This is a genomic window from Pseudomonas sp. MWU13-2105, assembly GCF_023242315.1.
In the GTDB taxonomy this organism is placed as follows: Bacteria; Pseudomonadota; Gammaproteobacteria; order Pseudomonadales; family Pseudomonadaceae; genus Aquipseudomonas.
On sequence record NZ_JALLIY010000018.1, the window covers coordinates 146914 to 163066 of the forward strand.

The window sequence follows — 16153 nt, forward strand, 5'->3', positions numbered from 1 at the left end:
TGTCTACTTTCTAAATGAGACGGACTTGAACGCCAGCGGCGTTTCCGTGTGGCCGGAAGCGTAAATGATCGCGGTTGTTGCATCTTTTGGTGCGGTCACGATCATTTCATGGATTACCCAATCGTTGCTGCAATCATAGACTTCTATGTTTGTTGTGATGAAATTGCCTTTGGCGTTAATCCAGTTGACTTGAATTCGCCCTTTTGCAGGCCGTGTCGAACAGCGGCTGGAAACGATGGTTTTATAACTGCGTCCGGCCTCTATGGCTACAGCTTGGGTGGCGGGGTTTTTTACATCTACAGTGAAGGTTTTTTCGATAGGGTCATAAATTGAGGGGAGAGTTAGGTTCCATCCATCCAGGCTTGAAAAATCACTGTTTTTTAACGTTTCCTGAGTATACCGGTAGGCATCGCTGAGTTTTCTCAGTTCCACATCCCCTACTTTGGCTATGGGCTGTGAAATGTTGAGCAGCGAATGTAGTTTGTCGGCTTTAAGCAGCGAAGGTTCTATAATCAACCAGTCGATATTTCTTTTCAGCAAGGCGTCGACCAATGCGCTTTCAGTGCTGGCCGCATTGTATTCTACAGTCCATTTCAAGTTGTACCATGATGTATATAGGGCGTCACCCTTCAGGCCGGCGCTATAGGGGTTGGCAAAGATCGCCACAGGGTGCCGTGCGCTATTGAGTGTGTTCACTATTTCAATAATTTTACGGGTCGGTCTAACGTTGGTTAAATAGCTGTCTCGTCCTTCGCTGCTGAGTATCGCTGAAGGGATCAGTTGTCCGTAATAAGTCGATGACTGGATAAACCATATGTTGAGAATGAGTAGCATGCCACCAACCGTGGCCCCCGAGGCTTTTGCCAGCCACGATGCTCCCGAGAAGGACAGCGCGAGTGCTGCGCTGATCATGGCAAAAGACGGCAGTACATAACGTAAATAAGCGGTGGCATGGTAGGTCGCGACCAGTGCGCCGATGGCGGTCAGTAAAATAACCAATGCCTTTTTATGATTGTGGCACAGCAAGATCATCGCGGCGGCAGGGAGGAGTATCCACTGAAATCCTGCCGCTCCGACTTTTCCTTCGATGAAGCGGTTGGAAGAAAATGTCATGGTGTAGAGCGTGTCCCATGAAACCCCTTTTTCAAAAGCCGTCGGTGCCTGAAAGTCGCTATTGGGCCATAGCGGGGAGTGGAATAGCGTATTAAAGAAAGGAAAGACCGGGTTGCCAGTTGAGTACCAGGAGAAGGCATAGGGTATGCTACCCACCAGTAGAAAACAGAAAAGCCCTATGAGCAGATAAGGGCGCACGCCTGACTTTACCCAGGCTCTGTATTGTATTAAAAGCACCAGCATGAGGATCGGCAGTACGCTGAACGTAACGGCTTTTGCGGCAAGGGCAAAGCCCAGCAGGGCGCCGGTCAGTATCAGCTGGATAAATCTGTCTCGCTCATCACGCGTACTGCTAGAGACGTTCAATAGCGATAGCGTCCCCGCCATGATGAACGCGGTCCAGACCGACTCAATAAATAAACTGCTGTTCTCGGCAAATACGACCGGTGTCGATAAAAAAATAAGTACAGCCCAGCGGGATTGATTAGTGCCGCCGCCTGCCCATATTACCAATTCACGGATTTGCCAGGCGACCAGCAGTATGAAACTGGTGTTGATCAGGCGGGCAGCCGTTTCGCCGGCCAACATGTACACAAGGCTATATATCCAATCACCGAGCATGGGCCATAGGGCCCATACATAAGTTTCCGTGTCGAAGCCCCACTGGTGTTGCAGTGCCAGATGAGCGGGGATAAACAGGTGCATGGTCAGCGCGTCATAGCCAATTTCCGGCATAAAGGCAGTAATGACATACAGGCCCGCCAGGCTACAGGCGGCGATATCCAGGGCATTGGCCGGAATTGAGTGGGGCCGATAATTTACCACTTCATTTTTGAGCTGCAGGATAAGCTCTTTTGCGTGTCGGCTGTTTATTAGAAAGGGTAGTGATAATAACGCCGTATATGACCAGGGGTAGTTGACGGGGAAGTGCGCCGCCAGCCCGGTGATGGTGCCCAGTATCCCGCCGCCGAGCAGTAGCCGTACCGACCATGTATTGTTTTTCCAGCGCCCCAGAATCTTATGACCTAATACGCTTGAAGACAGGCCGAAGAGGAAAACCACCATCATGGGCCAGGCTTGGCCGCAAGCCAAGGTGATGACCGCGATCACGCCAGCAGCCACTATAAGCGGCGACACCCGGGATAGCGCCGAAAGCGCCGCTGTACTCAAGGCAAATAACAATACGAAGCGTATGCTGTTGTCCACTGCCGGGTAGCTGAGGGTTGACAAACCGTACCAGCCGACGACTACGCTGGCTAATACGAAAACCGTTATTAGCGTAAGCTGGATGGGGGTTCTAAACAACATGGGGTCTCTCTTATAAACAGCAGATTCAGAAGGGCTGAGGGATGCCTGTTTTCATGCATCACGATATCGATGGGGAGTCCAGGCTCCCCACTTGCGCTCATAAATGGCTTTGTTTTTTTCAAAAAGTGCCTGTTTTTTTTCTGCGCCGAGTTTATTGAAGGAGGCGGACAAGTGATGATGAACAAATACATCTTCGGCACAGGCGGCGCGCAGACCTTGATGCTGAATACGACGGCAGTAGTCATCGTCTTCAAAAAAGCCCAATCCATAGTCTTCACATAAGCCGCCGATTTGCTCATAGCTCGAGCGTGGCAGCATCACGCAGAAAAAGGCCAGTGTATTGATTTCGAACCACTGCCCCATGTGTTTGCGGGTGATGCGCGTGGACTCGGCGTGCATTTCGTCCAAATGGGTATAGCGCGTGGTGATGCGCGCTTCATTGCCGATATTGTTGGTGACGGGGCCGATAATGCCAATGTCGTCATTGTCTATCAGGTGACGCATCAGGCCCTTGATCCAGCCGGCCGTGACAATCGTGTCATTGTTCAGTATGACCAGGTAGTCGCCGTTGGCGGCTGCCAATCCCTGGTTGTTGCCGGCGGCGAAGCCTTTGTTGTCTTGATTGAGAATGATGATGCGGTCAGGGTCGGTCTTGGCCCATTCGCTCAAAAAGGCCGGTGTGTCATCGCTGGAGTTGTTGTCAACGACAATGATCTCAAGGTTTGCATAGTCGCTTTCGTTTACCAGGCTGTTGAGGCAGGCCCTGGTCAACTCCAGGTTGTTATAGGTCAGTACCACGACGCTGACTCTTGGCGCAGGCAAGCTGTCGATCGCCTGGCGCAGGGCGACGGCTCGGTGTTCCCAGGTCTGGGTTTGTGCAAACTGCTGGCGAGCCAAACGCGCCGAGTAAGTTTCGGGGAGCTGTTCCAGAACGTCTCGAACGGCGACGATAAACGCCGTCGGGTTTTCAGCCGTGTTGACCAGGTTAGCGAACTGATCCAGTTCAGGTAGCTTGACCGATACCACGGGCTTGCCGGCGCTCAGGTACTCATAGACTTTCACCGGGTTGGTCGCCAGGGTCAGGGGAATGACCTTGAACGGCAGCAGGCACACATCCATCGCATGGAGATAATACGGCAGGGACGTGTAGGGAACTTCGCCATGCATGACAATGTTCGGGCAGTCCTTGAAATATTTTTTTGCATTGACCGTATCGTTGCCAATGAGCAGTATCAGGTGTTGGGGAAAGGCCTGGGCAAGCTGTTTGACCAGCTGCAGATCGAACCACTCCGCGATCGCTCCGTAGTAACCGATGATTTTTCTGTGTTGGGGATCCCCATAGACTTGCTGTGGTGCTTGACAGAACACACTGTATTCCGCGGCATTGCGTATCACGCTGACATTGTGGTTTTCACGTTTGCCATGCTGTTCAATCCAGGTCGATGTGGCAACCAGCAGGTCCGCCCGGCGCATCAGCGCTTTTTCCAGGTCCAGCAACTCTTGGGCGACGTTGCCAAAACCCTCGTGATGGTCCATGCAGTCATAGATCAGGGTGGAGTTCGGAACGCATCTTGCCAGCGGAAACCAATAGGCGTGCTGGACAAGACAGTGCACCCTCCCGACGTTTGCCCATTGCATCAACTCTGCCAGGCTCAGGCGCAGTTGTTTTATCGCGGCGCGGGTGGGTGGTGCGTGATAGATGGCCGGCGCCCCGGATACATTCAATTTGATCTGGAAGAGTCCACTCACGCCCTCAAGTGGTTCAACTTCGAAGCCGGGGTTGTCGTTATCAATGAACTGATTGGAAATGTAGAACGTCACCTGGCCGGTGCGGGCCAGCTCCTTGGCCAGGTTCTGGGGGCGCTGGATACGAAAATGCCAGTCAATGACGCCAAAGATAAAGGCGCTGGTTTGCTGTTCGCAAGATGCCGCTCCGGGGCTCTTCGCTGGTATCGTCATCAGCGTTGCAAGCGGTTGGTTTTGAGTCATTGACGCGGCATTGCCTTTCAGCCAACGACGGACCCGATGGGCTAATTTACTCTTCTTGCTGTGTGCAACTGGTAGGTGGATGTATACAAAACGAGCGGAATTAAACAGGAGCTTGTATACCCAGTGACGCAGTGGTGCACGGTCCATGGTGATTGCCCAGTCTGAGAGACTCAGTAGTTCGGTTTGTTTTGACGCCAGCTGGTGGTGCAGGCAGGCGACTTGCTTTGACAGGGCCTGGTTTCAGTCTTTTGCTCCTGAAGCCGCTTCTCGGTTTTCTTGAGTTTCTGCGATGCCGCTTGCACCTGTTGCTGGCTGTGCTCTATGTGCCCAGTCAGCTGTCCCAACTCGGATGCCTGGATTGACAGGCGATCCTCGAGCCGTTTTTTCTCGATGCGTAGCTGGTCAATGGCCAGATCCCTGCTTTCGATGTCCTTGAGCAATTGCGCGCTTTCGTCCGATTTACGCTCCACTGCGCAAGTCAACTTGTCCATGCGTTCGAGAAGGCGATCAATCTGTTCCATGCGTTCATTTCCCAGTGGGCGAAACGGTCGATCGGATCGACGGCTTGGTGCTTTCTTTTTATGTGTGCTTTCTGGTCGGGCAGGGAGGGGAAGCTAGGGTACCCGGTCGATGCTGAAGGTCGTATCGAAATAGGTCGGCGTGCATATTTCTTTGTGGCAGCTTACGTTGAAGACGATGGCATTGACTATACGGTCCGCAACCGTCAGTGAAGCTCCGCTGCCTGACGCATAGGAAGCGCCGACGCTGAGGGAGTAATCACCTGGATAAAGCAGCGGGATGTGGATACAGGCTTCCACTGTTATCCGTTCGTGTATGGAGGTAAAAGACATCGACACCATATGCTCCAGACGGGTATTGGTCGAAGCGATTTCCTCGCCGCGAATGTTCCGGACGATGTAGCCGAAGACCAGCTGATTCTCGGGTGTGAGGCTTACGTTGGCCACCGTGAATCTCAGGATGACATCCGAGCCGCCTTGGACTTTATCGATGGGGTTTCTGTGCTTGTCGTAAAGCCGCGCACCGACGACCTGGCATTTCTGGTCGCCCAGGCGTCGGCCAACATTGGGGATATGTTCTTCCATGGCCACATCAGGTGCTGTGTGCGCCGGTTCTGCGCCGGTTGGTTCTACGGGTTTTTGAATCTGGAACAGTGAGGTCAAATACTCATCCACTACCGGGCTGGAGGCCCCGATAGCGCGAATCCGTCCCTGCTCCAGCCAGATGGCGCGGTTGCAAAAGCGTTTGACCAGCATGCTGTCATGGGTCACCAACAGGATGGAGGTTCCATGCTCTTGCAACTGATGCAGGCGGTCCATGCATCGATGGACGAAAAAGGCGTCTCCAACGGCCAGGGCCTCATCGACGACAAGGATTTCGGGGTCAATATTGGCCTGGATGGCAAACGCCAGGCGGACATACATGCCACTGGAATACATTTTTACCGGTCGTTCGATGTAGTCGCCAATTTCGGCGAAAGCTTCTATGGCAGCATATTTTTCGTCGATCTCTTCAACACTCAAACCCAGCATGATGCCGTTGAGATAAATATTTTCACGTCCCGTGAATTCGGGATTGAAACCGGCCCCCAGCTCCAGCAGTGCAGCGATACGGCCATGAGTTTTGATACTGCCGCTGCTGGGGTTGAGGGTGCCGCAAATCATTTGTAGCAAGGTGGATTTGCCGCTGCCATTGCGCCCGATGATGCCGACGGTTTCGCCCTTCTTTATTTGAAGGCTAATATCATTCAGAACAGGGATGGTTTTGAAATACTGCTTGCGCCGACCGGCAAACATTTGGAGCAAACGGTGAAGGGGTTTTTCGTAGAGATGATAGTGCTTTGACAGGTTTTCAACACTGATCGCCATTTCAGATGACATCGGCGAAGCCCTTGCGTGTTTTTTGAAACCAGGCAAAACCCAGCCAGGCCACCAGGAAAGTGATGACGTAATAGATTGCCAGACCTCCCCAGTGTGGCCACGCCCCCCAGAATAGAGCGTTGCGGGCCATTTCCACCGGAAAGGTCAGGGGGTTGGATTTGAGAAAAATATGATAACTATCAGGGAGTGCTGACAAGGGATAGAAAACAGGTGACATGAACAACAGCGCGGTGGTCAGGATGCCGATCAACTGACTGATATCACGCAGGTATATGCTCAGGGCCGCGAGGAACCAACTAAGCCCAAGTATCAGCCAGCTCAATGGAAGAATGATCAGCGGTAGTGAAAGGGCTGTCACGGGGGGAATGCCAAACAGCACGACATAGAAAAGCAGCCAGGCCAGGAGGCTGATGGCGGTGTGAAATAGTGCGGCGCCGAGCGAGACGATCGGGAGGATTTCCAGGGGGAAGACAATTTTCTTGACGTAATTGGGGTTGCTCAATATCAGGCCGGGTGCACGGTTTACGCACTCGGCGAACAGGTTAAAAAGCAGCAGCCCGGCAAACAGCACCAGCGCAAACTCGCTTTTCGAGTCGCTGCCTCCCGACCAGCGGGCTTTGAAGACCACACTAAAAAAAAAGGTATAGACCAGTAACATGAATAGCGGCGTGACGAAAGACCAGAAAAGGCCAAGTATTGAACCTTTATAACGGCCTGTGATCTCCCGGAGGATGAGTGCGCGGATCAGGCTTTTGTTGTTCAAAATGCTGTTCAGCATTGCGCGAGGGGATGAGTTGAACGACGGTATCAAGCTGAAATCTCGCGTGATCAGGCATCTACTCATGCATGACGTGTTTATTGGTAAGTACAGGGTGTTTATTTTTATGTGGTGGCATTCTTGTGGCGTCATTTCGATGGCGCTATGTGCTACGGTTTAATTCGTGAGCCGATTATTAGCTATTCCTGAAGCGCATGGGTACTATATATTTTACTGTGCTTGTAGGGAAGCATCCGCATTGACCGTCGTGCCGACGATTATAGCAGTAGGTAACGGCTAGGTATCAGCGTTGTTACCTTGTGATTTACGGACTTGAACTGTTTTGAACTCTATATCGATCTGCAGTGAACGGGCTTCATTTGCGCCGGGTTCTTTCGAGGCGCCGCCTGCGCCTTTGGAAAATATTTGCGATGTTGTTATTGTTAACTACAATGCAGGCAAACTTCTGTCTGAAAGTGTCTTGTCCGCATGGGGCGCTGGCGCTTCCCGCGTTATTGTGGTGGACAACGCTTCAAGGGACGACAGCCTGGACACCCTGATGCAGGTTCAGGGGGGAGAGCTGCACCTCGTGCGCAATTCGTCCAATCTCGGGTTTTCTGCCGCTTGCAATATCGGCGCCCAGCATACATCGACCCCTTATGTGTTGTTTCTCAACCCGGATTGCGTGCTGGCTGCCGATGCGCTGCAGGGCATGATTCAGGCATTGGTGGGTTATCCGCGCTCGGGGATGGTCGGGGGCTTCCTCTGTAATCCCGACGGTACGGAACAGCCGGGTGGCCGACGAGTTTTTCCGACCCCCAAGAGGGCTTTTTTACGGGCATTCGGGCTCTCCCGGCTGTCGAAGTTCCTGCCTACTTCATTCTCCGACTTCTTGTTGCACGAACAACCTTTGCCGCGTGAGCCTGTGGTCGTGGAAGCTATTTCCGGCGCTTGCATGCTTGTCCGGCGTGAGGCCATCGAGGTGGTCGGGTTGTGGGACGAGGGGTACTTTCTCCACTGCGAGGATCTGGATTGGTGCATGCGTTTTCGGCAGGCGGGGTGGGATGTCTTGTATGTGCCGAGCGCCAGGGTCAGCCATCAGTTTGGCGCATGTAGCCGTAGTCGCCCCTATTTCGTGGAGTGGCACAAACACCGTGGAATGTTGCGGTTTTATCAAAAGTTCTTCCGCCAACAATATCCCGGGGTTTTGTGGGGGAGTGTGGTGATTGGCGTCTGGATACGCTTCAGTTTGGTTGTTGCTCGCCATTGGGTCAGGGACATGCTTGCCTTTTTTGAACAGAAAAAAGGTGCATGAGGTGCATGTCGCAATCTTGGGGGGCACGAGTTTTCTCGGGGAGCGGCTGATTCCATTGTTGCTGCAGTCCGCTTGTGAGGTGACCTCTTTTACGCGTAAGCGGTCACGACTTGTCCCTTCCCTGGTGTCGTGGCGGCACGTTGACGATTGGCCGCACCTGAAGTTTGATGTCGTAGTCTCCCTGGCGCCGATCTGGGCTCTTCCCGAGTATCTGGAGCGTCTTGCCCGAAGCAAGGTCAGGCGTATCGTTGCCCTCTCCTCAACCAGTCGATATACCAAGTGCGAGTCGCCGGACCTTGCCGAGCGGGCGCTGGCTGATCGCCTGGCAGCGAGCGAATCGCTGCTTGAGCGCTGGGCCCGGGATCATGGGGTCGAATGGGTCGTGCTGCGACCCACCATGATCTATGGCCTGGGGCGGGATAAAAATGTCTCTGAAATAGCCCGTTTCATCCATCGATTCGGCTTTTTCCCGCTGGCGGGCAGTGGTACTGGGTTGCGTCAGCCGATGCATGTCGATGATCTGGCCCAGGTTTGCTTGCGGGCCTTGATCGCGCCGACTGTCGTGGCGGGAGGCTACAACCTGTCCGGGGGCGAGGTGCTTTCGTATCGGGCTATGGTGATCCGTATATTCGAGGCGCAGCGGTTGCCTGTACGTGTTGTCAGTATCCCGGTGGTTTTTCTGAGCCTGGCCATATCAATGGCGCGTTACCTGCCTCGTTATCGGCATCTATCCGCTGGCATGGCTTCACGAATGATTGAGGATCTGGTGTTTGAACACTCGGTGGCTCAATGTCAATTCGGTTTCTCGCCCCGCCCTTTTGAATTGAGCGATACAGACTTGCCTTGACGCTCGGTATCTCGACGGCCAGCGGCTTACGGCAGGGCTGGCATCGCCTGGCTGTGGGCGACGCGACAGCGACTGCCAGCCGCCAATGCCTTTTGCCTGCAGGCAGAGCCTGACGAGCTATTGCGATGTTGCGTAGAATGTTGGATTGAATTCGCGGGCTTCGCTCTTTGCCTTGGCTTGTTTGTGGCCAATGTTCCAGGAATTTTGAACTAGATGATGATTTTGCTGCTGTGCACGTTCGTACTGGTCTCCTCATTATTGCTGACCGGCGCGTTACGTCGATATGCGTTGGCTCGCAGTTTGATGGATGTTCCCAATGGGCGTAGTTCACATTCGGTTGCAACGCCCCGTGGTGGTGGTGTGGCGATAGTGCTCGGTTTCCTGATCGCGCTGCCGGTTCTAACCTGGCTGGGCATGCTGCCAAGGCCGGTATTTTGGGCGCTTTTTGCCGCCGGTAGCGTTGTCGCGATAGTGGGGTTCCTCGATGATCATGGGCATATAGCCGCTCGTTGGCGTCTACTGGCTCACTTTTCCGCGTCTTTTTGGATCCTGCTTTGTTTGGGCGGCGCGCCAGCCTTCAGTCTGTTCGGAGCAGAGCTCGATTTGGGCTGGCTGGGGCACATCCTCGCCGCCTTTTACCTGGTGTGGATGCTTAATCTCTATAATTTCATGGACGGAATTGATGGGATTGCCAGTGTCGAGGCTATTTTTGTGTGCCTTGGTGCTTGTCTTGTCTATGTACTGGGCGGGTACGCGGGCCTGGTTTGGGCTCCGCTGTGTCTGGCCATGGCCGTGGCCGGTTTTCTTTATTGGAATTTTCCGCCGGCACGCATTTTCATGGGCGATGCAGGCAGCGGTTTTCTAGGCATCATGCTGGGAGGGCTTTCTCTCCACGCCGCTTGGCGTGCGCCTCATTTGCTGTGGGTCTGGTTGATCTTGCTGGGCGTCTTTATCGTTGATGCGACGTTTACACTGGGACGCCGGTTGCTCCGTGGGGACAAGGTGTATGAGGCGCATCGTAGTCACGCCTATCAATTTGCCTCGCGTCAGGTTGGGCGCCACTTGCCGGTGACCCTGGCGGTGCTCGTGATCAATCTCGTGTGGTTGCTGCCCATCGGCTTGTGTGTCGGCTTGTCTGTGTTGGACGGTCTCACCGGTATTCTGTTGGCTTACGCTCCTTTGGTGTTTATCGCGGTCAGATTTCATGCGGGTGAGTTGGAGAAGGTTGGTTAATCTGTCGTGGCCTGGTACAGGGTTGGATGATTGTCGTTCCGGGATGACGATATTTTGCAGGTAAGCTATAGAGGGGTTATGGATAAGATACGAGCCTATTTGGTAGGTCTTCCGCGTCGAAAGAAGCGCGTTCTGCAGGTGCTCACCGATATCATCATGGTCTGGGCAGCTCTGTGGATGGCGTTTGTCGTGCGTTTGGGGGTGGGCGACCTGATCAATCCATTTACCCAGCACCGCTGGCTATTTATTGCTGCCCCGGTGGTCGCGATTCCTCTTTTCATTCGGTTCGGCCTTTATCGGGCGGTGATGCGTTATTTCGGTAACGATGCGCTGATCACCATTGTCAAGGCGGTGAGCCTTTCGGCGCTGATCCTGGGTCTGGTCGTCTATGTCTACAGCAACCATCAGGTGGTTGTTCCGCGTTCGATCATCTTCAACTATTGGTGGTTGAGCCTGGTCATGGTGGGCGGGCTACGGCTTGCAATGCGCCAGTACTTCCTGGGTGACTGGTTTGGTGCCGCGCAGCATATGCCGTTCAGCAATCGGGATGATGGTCTGCCCAAGGTTGCCATTTACGGCGCCGGCGCGGCGGGGAATCAACTGGTTGCCGCGTTGCGCATGGGCCGTGCCATGCGGCCTGTGGCCTTTATCGATGACGACAGCGGTATTGCCGAGCGCAATATTGCTGGCTTGCAAGTCTACAAACCCAAGCATATCCAGCAGATGATCGATGCCACGGGGGCGCAGGAGATACTTCTGGCGATCCCGTCGTCTTCCCGTGGTCGGCGCCGTGAGATACTGGCGCTGTTGGAAGGTTATCCACTGCATGTACGCAGTGTGCCGGGTTTCATGGATCTGGCCAGTGGGCGGGTCAAGGTCGACGATATCCAGGAAGTTGACATCGCCGATTTGCTCGGGCGCGATGCTGTCCCGGCGCAAGAGGAGTTGCTTGAGCGCTGCATCAAGGGGCGCTCGGTGCTGGTGACAGGGGCTGGCGGTTCAATCGGTTCCGAGTTGTGTCGGCAGATTCTGGCGCTTCGCCCCACCGCGCTGCTGCTTTACGAGCACAGCGAGTTCAATCTCTACAGTATTCTTTCAGAACTTGAGCAGCGTGTGGCTCGCGAGTCATTGTCGGTGCGTTTGCTGCCGATCCTGGGCTCCGTGCGCAATCAGGACAAACTCCTGTCGGTCATGAAAACCTGGCATGTCGAGACGGTCTACCATGCAGCGGCCTACAAGCACGTTCCGATGGTTGAGCACAATATCGCCGAGGGCGTACTGAACAATGTGATCGGTACCTTGAACACCGCACAGGCCGCCTTGCAGGCGGGGGTCGCCAATTTTGTGCTGATTTCCACCGACAAGGCCGTACGTCCAACCAACGTGATGGGCAGTACCAAGCGCCTGGCGGAGATGACGCTCCAGGCGCTCAGTCGCGAGCTGGCTCCTGTGTTGTTTGGCGATCAGGCCAATGTATCGCGTGTGAACAAGACCCGCTTCACCATGGTCCGCTTTGGCAATGTGCTCGGCTCCTCGGGTTCTGTCATTCCCCTGTTCCACAAGCAGATAAAAATGGGCGGGCCGCTGACCGTTACCCACCCGAAGATCACGCGTTACTTCATGACTATTCCGGAGGCGGCCCAACTGGTCATCCAGGCCGGCTCGATGGGGCAGGGCGGTGATGTCTTTGTCCTGGATATGGGCGAGCCCGTCAGGATTGTCGAGCTGGCGGAAAAGATGATTCATCTCTCCGGCTTGAGTGTGCGCACGGACAAGAGCCCGCATGGCGATATCGCGATCGAGTTCACCGGGTTGCGACCGGGTGAAAAGCTTTACGAAGAACTGCTGATCGGTGACAACGTCGAAGCGACCCGGCATCCGATGATCATGAGTGCCCGTGAAGATATGCTTTCATGGGATGCGCTCAAGTCCAGGTTGTATGAATTGATGGCTGCCGTTGAAAGCGATGATTACGTGCGCGTTCGGCAAGTGCTGCGCGATACCGTAAGCGGTTACGCTCCTGATGGTGAGATCGTCGACTGGATTTACCAGCAGCGTCGTATGGACCCCTGATCGCTACACACTTGGTAATGACGTGATTTTTGACAGGAGAGGCCCATCATCTAGGTTTGGAAAGCAGCTTCGGAAAAGCTGCTTTCCTCTCACGATGTCATGGAGTGTCACTTATGCGTACAAGCTTTCTCTCGTCCCTCGCTTTCACTCTGCTGCTGGGTATCGCTGGCGTGGTCAATGCGGCACCGGCCGCGACCGCCAAGGCTGACCCTGTGGCTCTCGCGTCAAGCCCGGCGGCGGCAACGACCAATCCTGGCAAGCTCAACCTCAACACCGCCGATGCCCAGGCCATCCAGCACCAGCTCTCGGGTATAGGTGAGGCAAAAGCCCAGGCCATCGTGGCCTATCGTGAAGCGAACGGGCCTTTCTCCTCGGTGGACGAGTTGCTCGAAGTAAAAGGCATCGGCAAGTCGCTGCTCGACAAGAATCGCGACAAGCTTGATATCAACTGAATACGCTTATCGGCAGAGGAGGCCTTTCCCGTGATCGGTCTCTTCTCCAGGCGCAAGGCAGCGGCTTACTCCGCCTGATCCTTCAGATGCGCCTTCGTCACCGCCAATATCTTCTGCGCCAATGTCTCGTCCTCGGCGCTTCTGGACAGCACCAGCGCCCCCACCAGCGTCGCGAGCATGACAATGCTCTGGTCCTGCGCGTCCGGCCCCGAGCCCAGTGCATCCTCCACCTGCTTGAGCCGCGACTCGATCACGCTATCCGTCGTCGGGCTCGGCACGCCTCGCTGCCCCAGCTCCAGGCACATTGTCGGTAGTGGGCAGCCGTGATCGGGGGTGCTCAGGTGCCACTCGGACAGATAGCTGTCGATAAAGGCCTGCAGCGGTTTGTCCTGGCTGAACAGCGTATCGCAGTGTACATCCAGCTCGGCTGCGGCTTCCTGCAGCGCTTTTTCCACCAGCTCATCCTTGGATTTGAAGTGTGCGTAGAAGCCGCCATGGGTCAGTCCCAGCGCCTTCATCAGTGGTTGCAGGCCGGTCGCGCCAATACCATCACGTCGGAAGCGTGCGGCGGCCTCCTTGATGATGCGTTCGTGAGTCTGGGCTTTGTGGTCTTGCGAATACCGCATGGCGGGCTCTCCAAATCGTTAAGCCATCATAACCGTGACTTATAGGCGATTCGTCATGTTTTTTCAGGGGGATGCGCGAACGGGAAGGGTGGCTGAGTGAGGATATGGCACGAATAGTGATTACCCATTGCTCTACGATTGTTGAACAATCAGAGGCGATGATCATGAGTACACAGCTGTCCCTGGCCGACCAGATTACCCTGGAGTTGCGCGCCGACATCATCGGCGGTCGCCTGTTGCCGGGCATGCCACTGGTCGAGAATGATCTGGTCAATACCTACAACGCTTCGCGCAACACGATTCGCGAGGCGCTCCATCGGCTCGGCCAGGAAGGCCTGGCGCGTTATGTCCGGAACAAGGGGGTGATGGTGCGCCGCCTGGGCGTCGATGAGGTGCGCGATCTGTTCCACGTGCGTCGCACCCTGGAGTTGCAGGCGATCAGTCTCAGCAAGCCCCTGCGTGAATATCAGTCCGACCGTATGCTCGAAGCCATCGAGGCTGCCGAGTTGGCCCGCGAGCGCGAGGACTGGCGAGCATTGGGCACCCATAGCCTGGCGTTTCACCAGCATATCGTCGGCTTGATGCGCAGTCCGCTGTTCGATGAGTTCTTTACCAATATCGTCGCGCAGTTGCGCCTGGTGTTTTGCGCGGCCCCCGACGAGCAGCGTTTTCAAGCGCCCTGGCTGGCGCGGGACCGCTATATCCACGACCTGCTCGTCGAGGGTGACAAGCACGCCGCCGGGGAGGCGATGAGCCTCTACCTCGACGATTCCGAGCAGATGCTGCTCGACTTTTCAAGCCGTCCTTCCCATCACTGATCGAGGAACCTGAGCATGTATAAAGACTATCCCGCCGCCTATCAGGTCAGCAAAGGCTCGGCCTTGCAGGTGGATACCGCGTTTTATGAGCGTATTCGCGAGGAAAAGGCCGCTCGTACGCTGGTCGAGCAGTTCGAGGTACCGATTCGTACCGGGCGCGCCTGGAAAGTGCCGGCCGGCCATGTGTTCCGGGTGACCACACCGGTCGGCCCGCAGGTCGGCGACTTCAACGTCTGGAATGCCAACGATCCGCGCGAGCGCCTCTGGGCGGCGCGCACCCGCCAGTTGCAAGGGGCTCATGTCAGCACCCATGACCGGCTCTGGTCGAACCTGCCGTTCCTTCGGCCACTGGTGACCATCACCGACGACAGCCTTGCCGGCTACGGGATCGACGAGCATGGCGGGCGTCTCCACGATCTCCTGGGAACACGTTGTGATCCCTATGTGAATCGGATGCTGACAGGTGAGGATTTCCACCATCACTGCCACTCCAACCTGACCCGTGCCGTCCTGCCCCACGGCTTGACCGAGTTCGATGTCCACGACGTGTTGAATATCTTCCAGTGCACGGGGCTCAATCACGACGACATGTATTTCATGAAGGCCTGCCCGGCGCAGCGGGGCGATTACCTGGAGTTTTTCGCCGAGATCGATCTGTTGTGTGCGCTCTCGACCTGCCCGGGCGGTGACCTCTCGCTGCCGATGTGGGGCCCGGAGGCACAGGACCCGCTCAGCGTCTGTCGTCCGTTGGGAGTGGAGGTCTATCGGCTGGAGCCGGCATTGCTCGAAGGCTGGAGTTCACCCGAGCGAGCGGCCTATAAAGGCCTGCATGGTTTGCATATCGCCAAGGCGGGTTGGGAGAAATAACCGGCGGGAATGGACGATCAGCGATCCTTCGCGTCCTGGGCGTCCATCTCGGCATTACGTTGCTGGACGCGCCGACGCTGTTCGTCGGTCAGTTCCACTTTGTTCGCGGTGTCGCGCAACATCATCAGACCGCCGACGATCGAACCGATGGCGACAACCATGATCAGCCAGGCATACCAGGGCATAGGATTCTCCTTGAGGGGCCGTTTGCGGATGAGCATTTCATCCGCAAAGTTGGCCCTTACCACTTTGAGTCAGAAGATTTCTCAGTGGTTCCATTGTAAGCCCGATCTATCCGAATAGCCCTTAAAGCCCGGTCAGCATTGCATCGGCCGGTGCCGCGGCACGCAGCTGCCCGGTCAACAGGAAGTAGAGGAAGCCCGCGGCCATGAAGCCGAGGAAGATCAGGCCGATCAGGGTGTTGAACCAGGCCATCGCGATCAGGCAGACCACCGCCAGGACCAGGGCGATCCCCGGGACGATCGGGTAGCCCGGCGCGCGGAAGCTGCGTTCCAGGTTCGGCTCGGTTTTACGCAGTTTGAACAGGCTCAGCATGCTGATGATGTACATCACGATGGCGCCGAACACCGACATGGTGATCATCGCCGCCGTCAGGCTCATGCCTTGCAGGTTGACCAGGCCGTCGCTGTAGATCGCCGCGATGCCGATCAGGCCGCCGGCAATGATGGCTCGGTGCGGGGTCTGGAAACGTGACAGCTTGGCCAGGTAGGCGGGCAGGTAACCGGCCCGGGCCAGGGCGAAGAACTGCCGCGAGTAGCCGAGGATGATGCCGTGAAAGCTCGCCACCAGGCCGAACAGGCCGATCCACACCAGCATGTGCATCCAGCCGGAGTTGC

General features: G+C 55.6%; 15 protein-coding genes. 7 read left to right on the forward strand and 8 right to left on the reverse strand.

Annotated features, from left to right (window positions below; genetic code table 11):
• Positions 1 to 3: 3 nt before the first annotated feature.
• From M5B96_RS24845 to M5B96_RS24865, 5 genes are all read right to left on the reverse strand, one after another.
• Complete coding sequence (locus M5B96_RS24845; RefSeq protein WP_248799628.1) at positions 4 to 2421, reverse strand: ArnT family glycosyltransferase; 2418 nt, start codon at positions 2419 to 2421, stop codon at positions 4 to 6.
• 51 nt (positions 2422 to 2472) lie between these two features.
• Entirely contained in the window at positions 2473 to 4557 is a 2085-nt protein-coding gene (locus tag M5B96_RS24850; protein ID WP_248799629.1) for a glycosyltransferase, read from the reverse strand.
• Between the two features lie 23 nt (positions 4558 to 4580).
• Complete coding sequence (locus tag M5B96_RS24855) at positions 4581 to 4931, reverse strand: hypothetical protein (protein WP_248799630.1); 351 nt, start codon at positions 4929 to 4931, stop codon at positions 4581 to 4583.
• Between the two features lie 93 nt (positions 4932 to 5024).
• Complete coding sequence (locus M5B96_RS24860) at positions 5025 to 6308, reverse strand: ABC transporter ATP-binding protein (RefSeq protein WP_248799631.1); 1284 nt, start codon at positions 6306 to 6308, stop codon at positions 5025 to 5027.
• Entirely contained in the window at positions 6298 to 7116 is an 819-nt protein-coding gene (locus M5B96_RS24865) for an ABC transporter permease (RefSeq protein WP_248799647.1), read from the reverse strand. The genes M5B96_RS24860 and M5B96_RS24865 overlap by 11 nt, the downstream gene beginning before the upstream one ends.
• Before the next feature lie 292 nt (positions 7117 to 7408).
• On the opposite strand from M5B96_RS24865, the gene M5B96_RS24870 reads away from it, so the two are divergent.
• The 5 genes from M5B96_RS24870 to M5B96_RS24890 all read left to right on the forward strand — a co-directional run bounded on the left by M5B96_RS24870 (position 7409) and on the right by M5B96_RS24890 (position 12985).
• Positions 7409 to 8380 (forward strand): glycosyltransferase family 2 protein, encoded by a 972-nt coding sequence (locus tag M5B96_RS24870; protein ID WP_248799632.1) that lies wholly within the window; start codon positions 7409 to 7411, stop codon positions 8378 to 8380.
• Positions 8349 to 9227: an NAD-dependent epimerase/dehydratase family protein gene (locus tag M5B96_RS24875; RefSeq protein WP_248799633.1), complete on the forward strand. Its 879-nt coding sequence runs from the start codon at positions 8349 to 8351 to the stop codon at positions 9225 to 9227. Before M5B96_RS24870 ends, M5B96_RS24875 begins: the two co-directional genes overlap by 32 nt.
• A gap of 213 nt (positions 9228 to 9440) precedes the next feature.
• On the forward strand, positions 9441 to 10460 hold the full coding sequence (locus tag M5B96_RS24880) for an MraY family glycosyltransferase (protein ID WP_248799634.1): 1020 nt from the start codon (positions 9441 to 9443) through the stop codon (positions 10458 to 10460).
• Between the two features lie 78 nt (positions 10461 to 10538).
• On the forward strand, positions 10539 to 12533 hold the full coding sequence (locus tag M5B96_RS24885; protein ID WP_248799648.1) for a polysaccharide biosynthesis protein: 1995 nt from the start codon (positions 10539 to 10541) through the stop codon (positions 12531 to 12533).
• A 113-nt stretch (positions 12534 to 12646) separates the two neighbouring features.
• The gene (locus M5B96_RS24890; RefSeq protein WP_248799635.1) at positions 12647 to 12985 is read left to right on the forward strand and encodes a ComEA family DNA-binding protein; all 339 of its coding nucleotides are present in this window, start codon (positions 12647 to 12649) and stop codon (positions 12983 to 12985) included.
• Between the two features lie 65 nt (positions 12986 to 13050).
• Here the strand turns inward: M5B96_RS24890 and M5B96_RS24895 are convergent, their stop codons facing one another.
• Entirely contained in the window at positions 13051 to 13611 is a 561-nt protein-coding gene (locus M5B96_RS24895) for a TetR/AcrR family transcriptional regulator (RefSeq protein WP_248799636.1), read from the reverse strand.
• Between the two features lie 164 nt (positions 13612 to 13775).
• Between M5B96_RS24895 and M5B96_RS24900 the strand changes: the two genes are divergently transcribed.
• Positions 13776 to 14429, forward strand: coding sequence for a GntR family transcriptional regulator (locus M5B96_RS24900; RefSeq protein WP_248799637.1), 654 nt, complete (start codon positions 13776 to 13778; stop codon positions 14427 to 14429).
• 15 nt (positions 14430 to 14444) lie between these two features.
• Positions 14445 to 15296 carry an urea carboxylase-associated family protein gene (locus M5B96_RS24905; protein ID WP_248799638.1) on the forward strand — a complete coding sequence of 284 codons (852 nt, stop codon included), beginning with the start codon at positions 14445 to 14447 and terminating at the stop codon, positions 15294 to 15296.
• Positions 15297 to 15313: 17 nt separating this feature from the next.
• On the opposite strand, the gene M5B96_RS24910 is transcribed toward M5B96_RS24905, so the two are convergent.
• Together M5B96_RS24910 and M5B96_RS24915 are read right to left on the reverse strand one after the other, a co-directional pair.
• The gene (locus M5B96_RS24910) at positions 15314 to 15481 is read right to left on the reverse strand and encodes a DUF2897 family protein (protein WP_248799639.1); all 168 of its coding nucleotides are present in this window, start codon (positions 15479 to 15481) and stop codon (positions 15314 to 15316) included.
• 121 nt (positions 15482 to 15602) lie between these two features.
• On the reverse strand, positions 15603 to 16153 hold a 551-nt coding region (locus M5B96_RS24915; protein ID WP_248799640.1), incomplete at its 5' end, for an amino acid permease.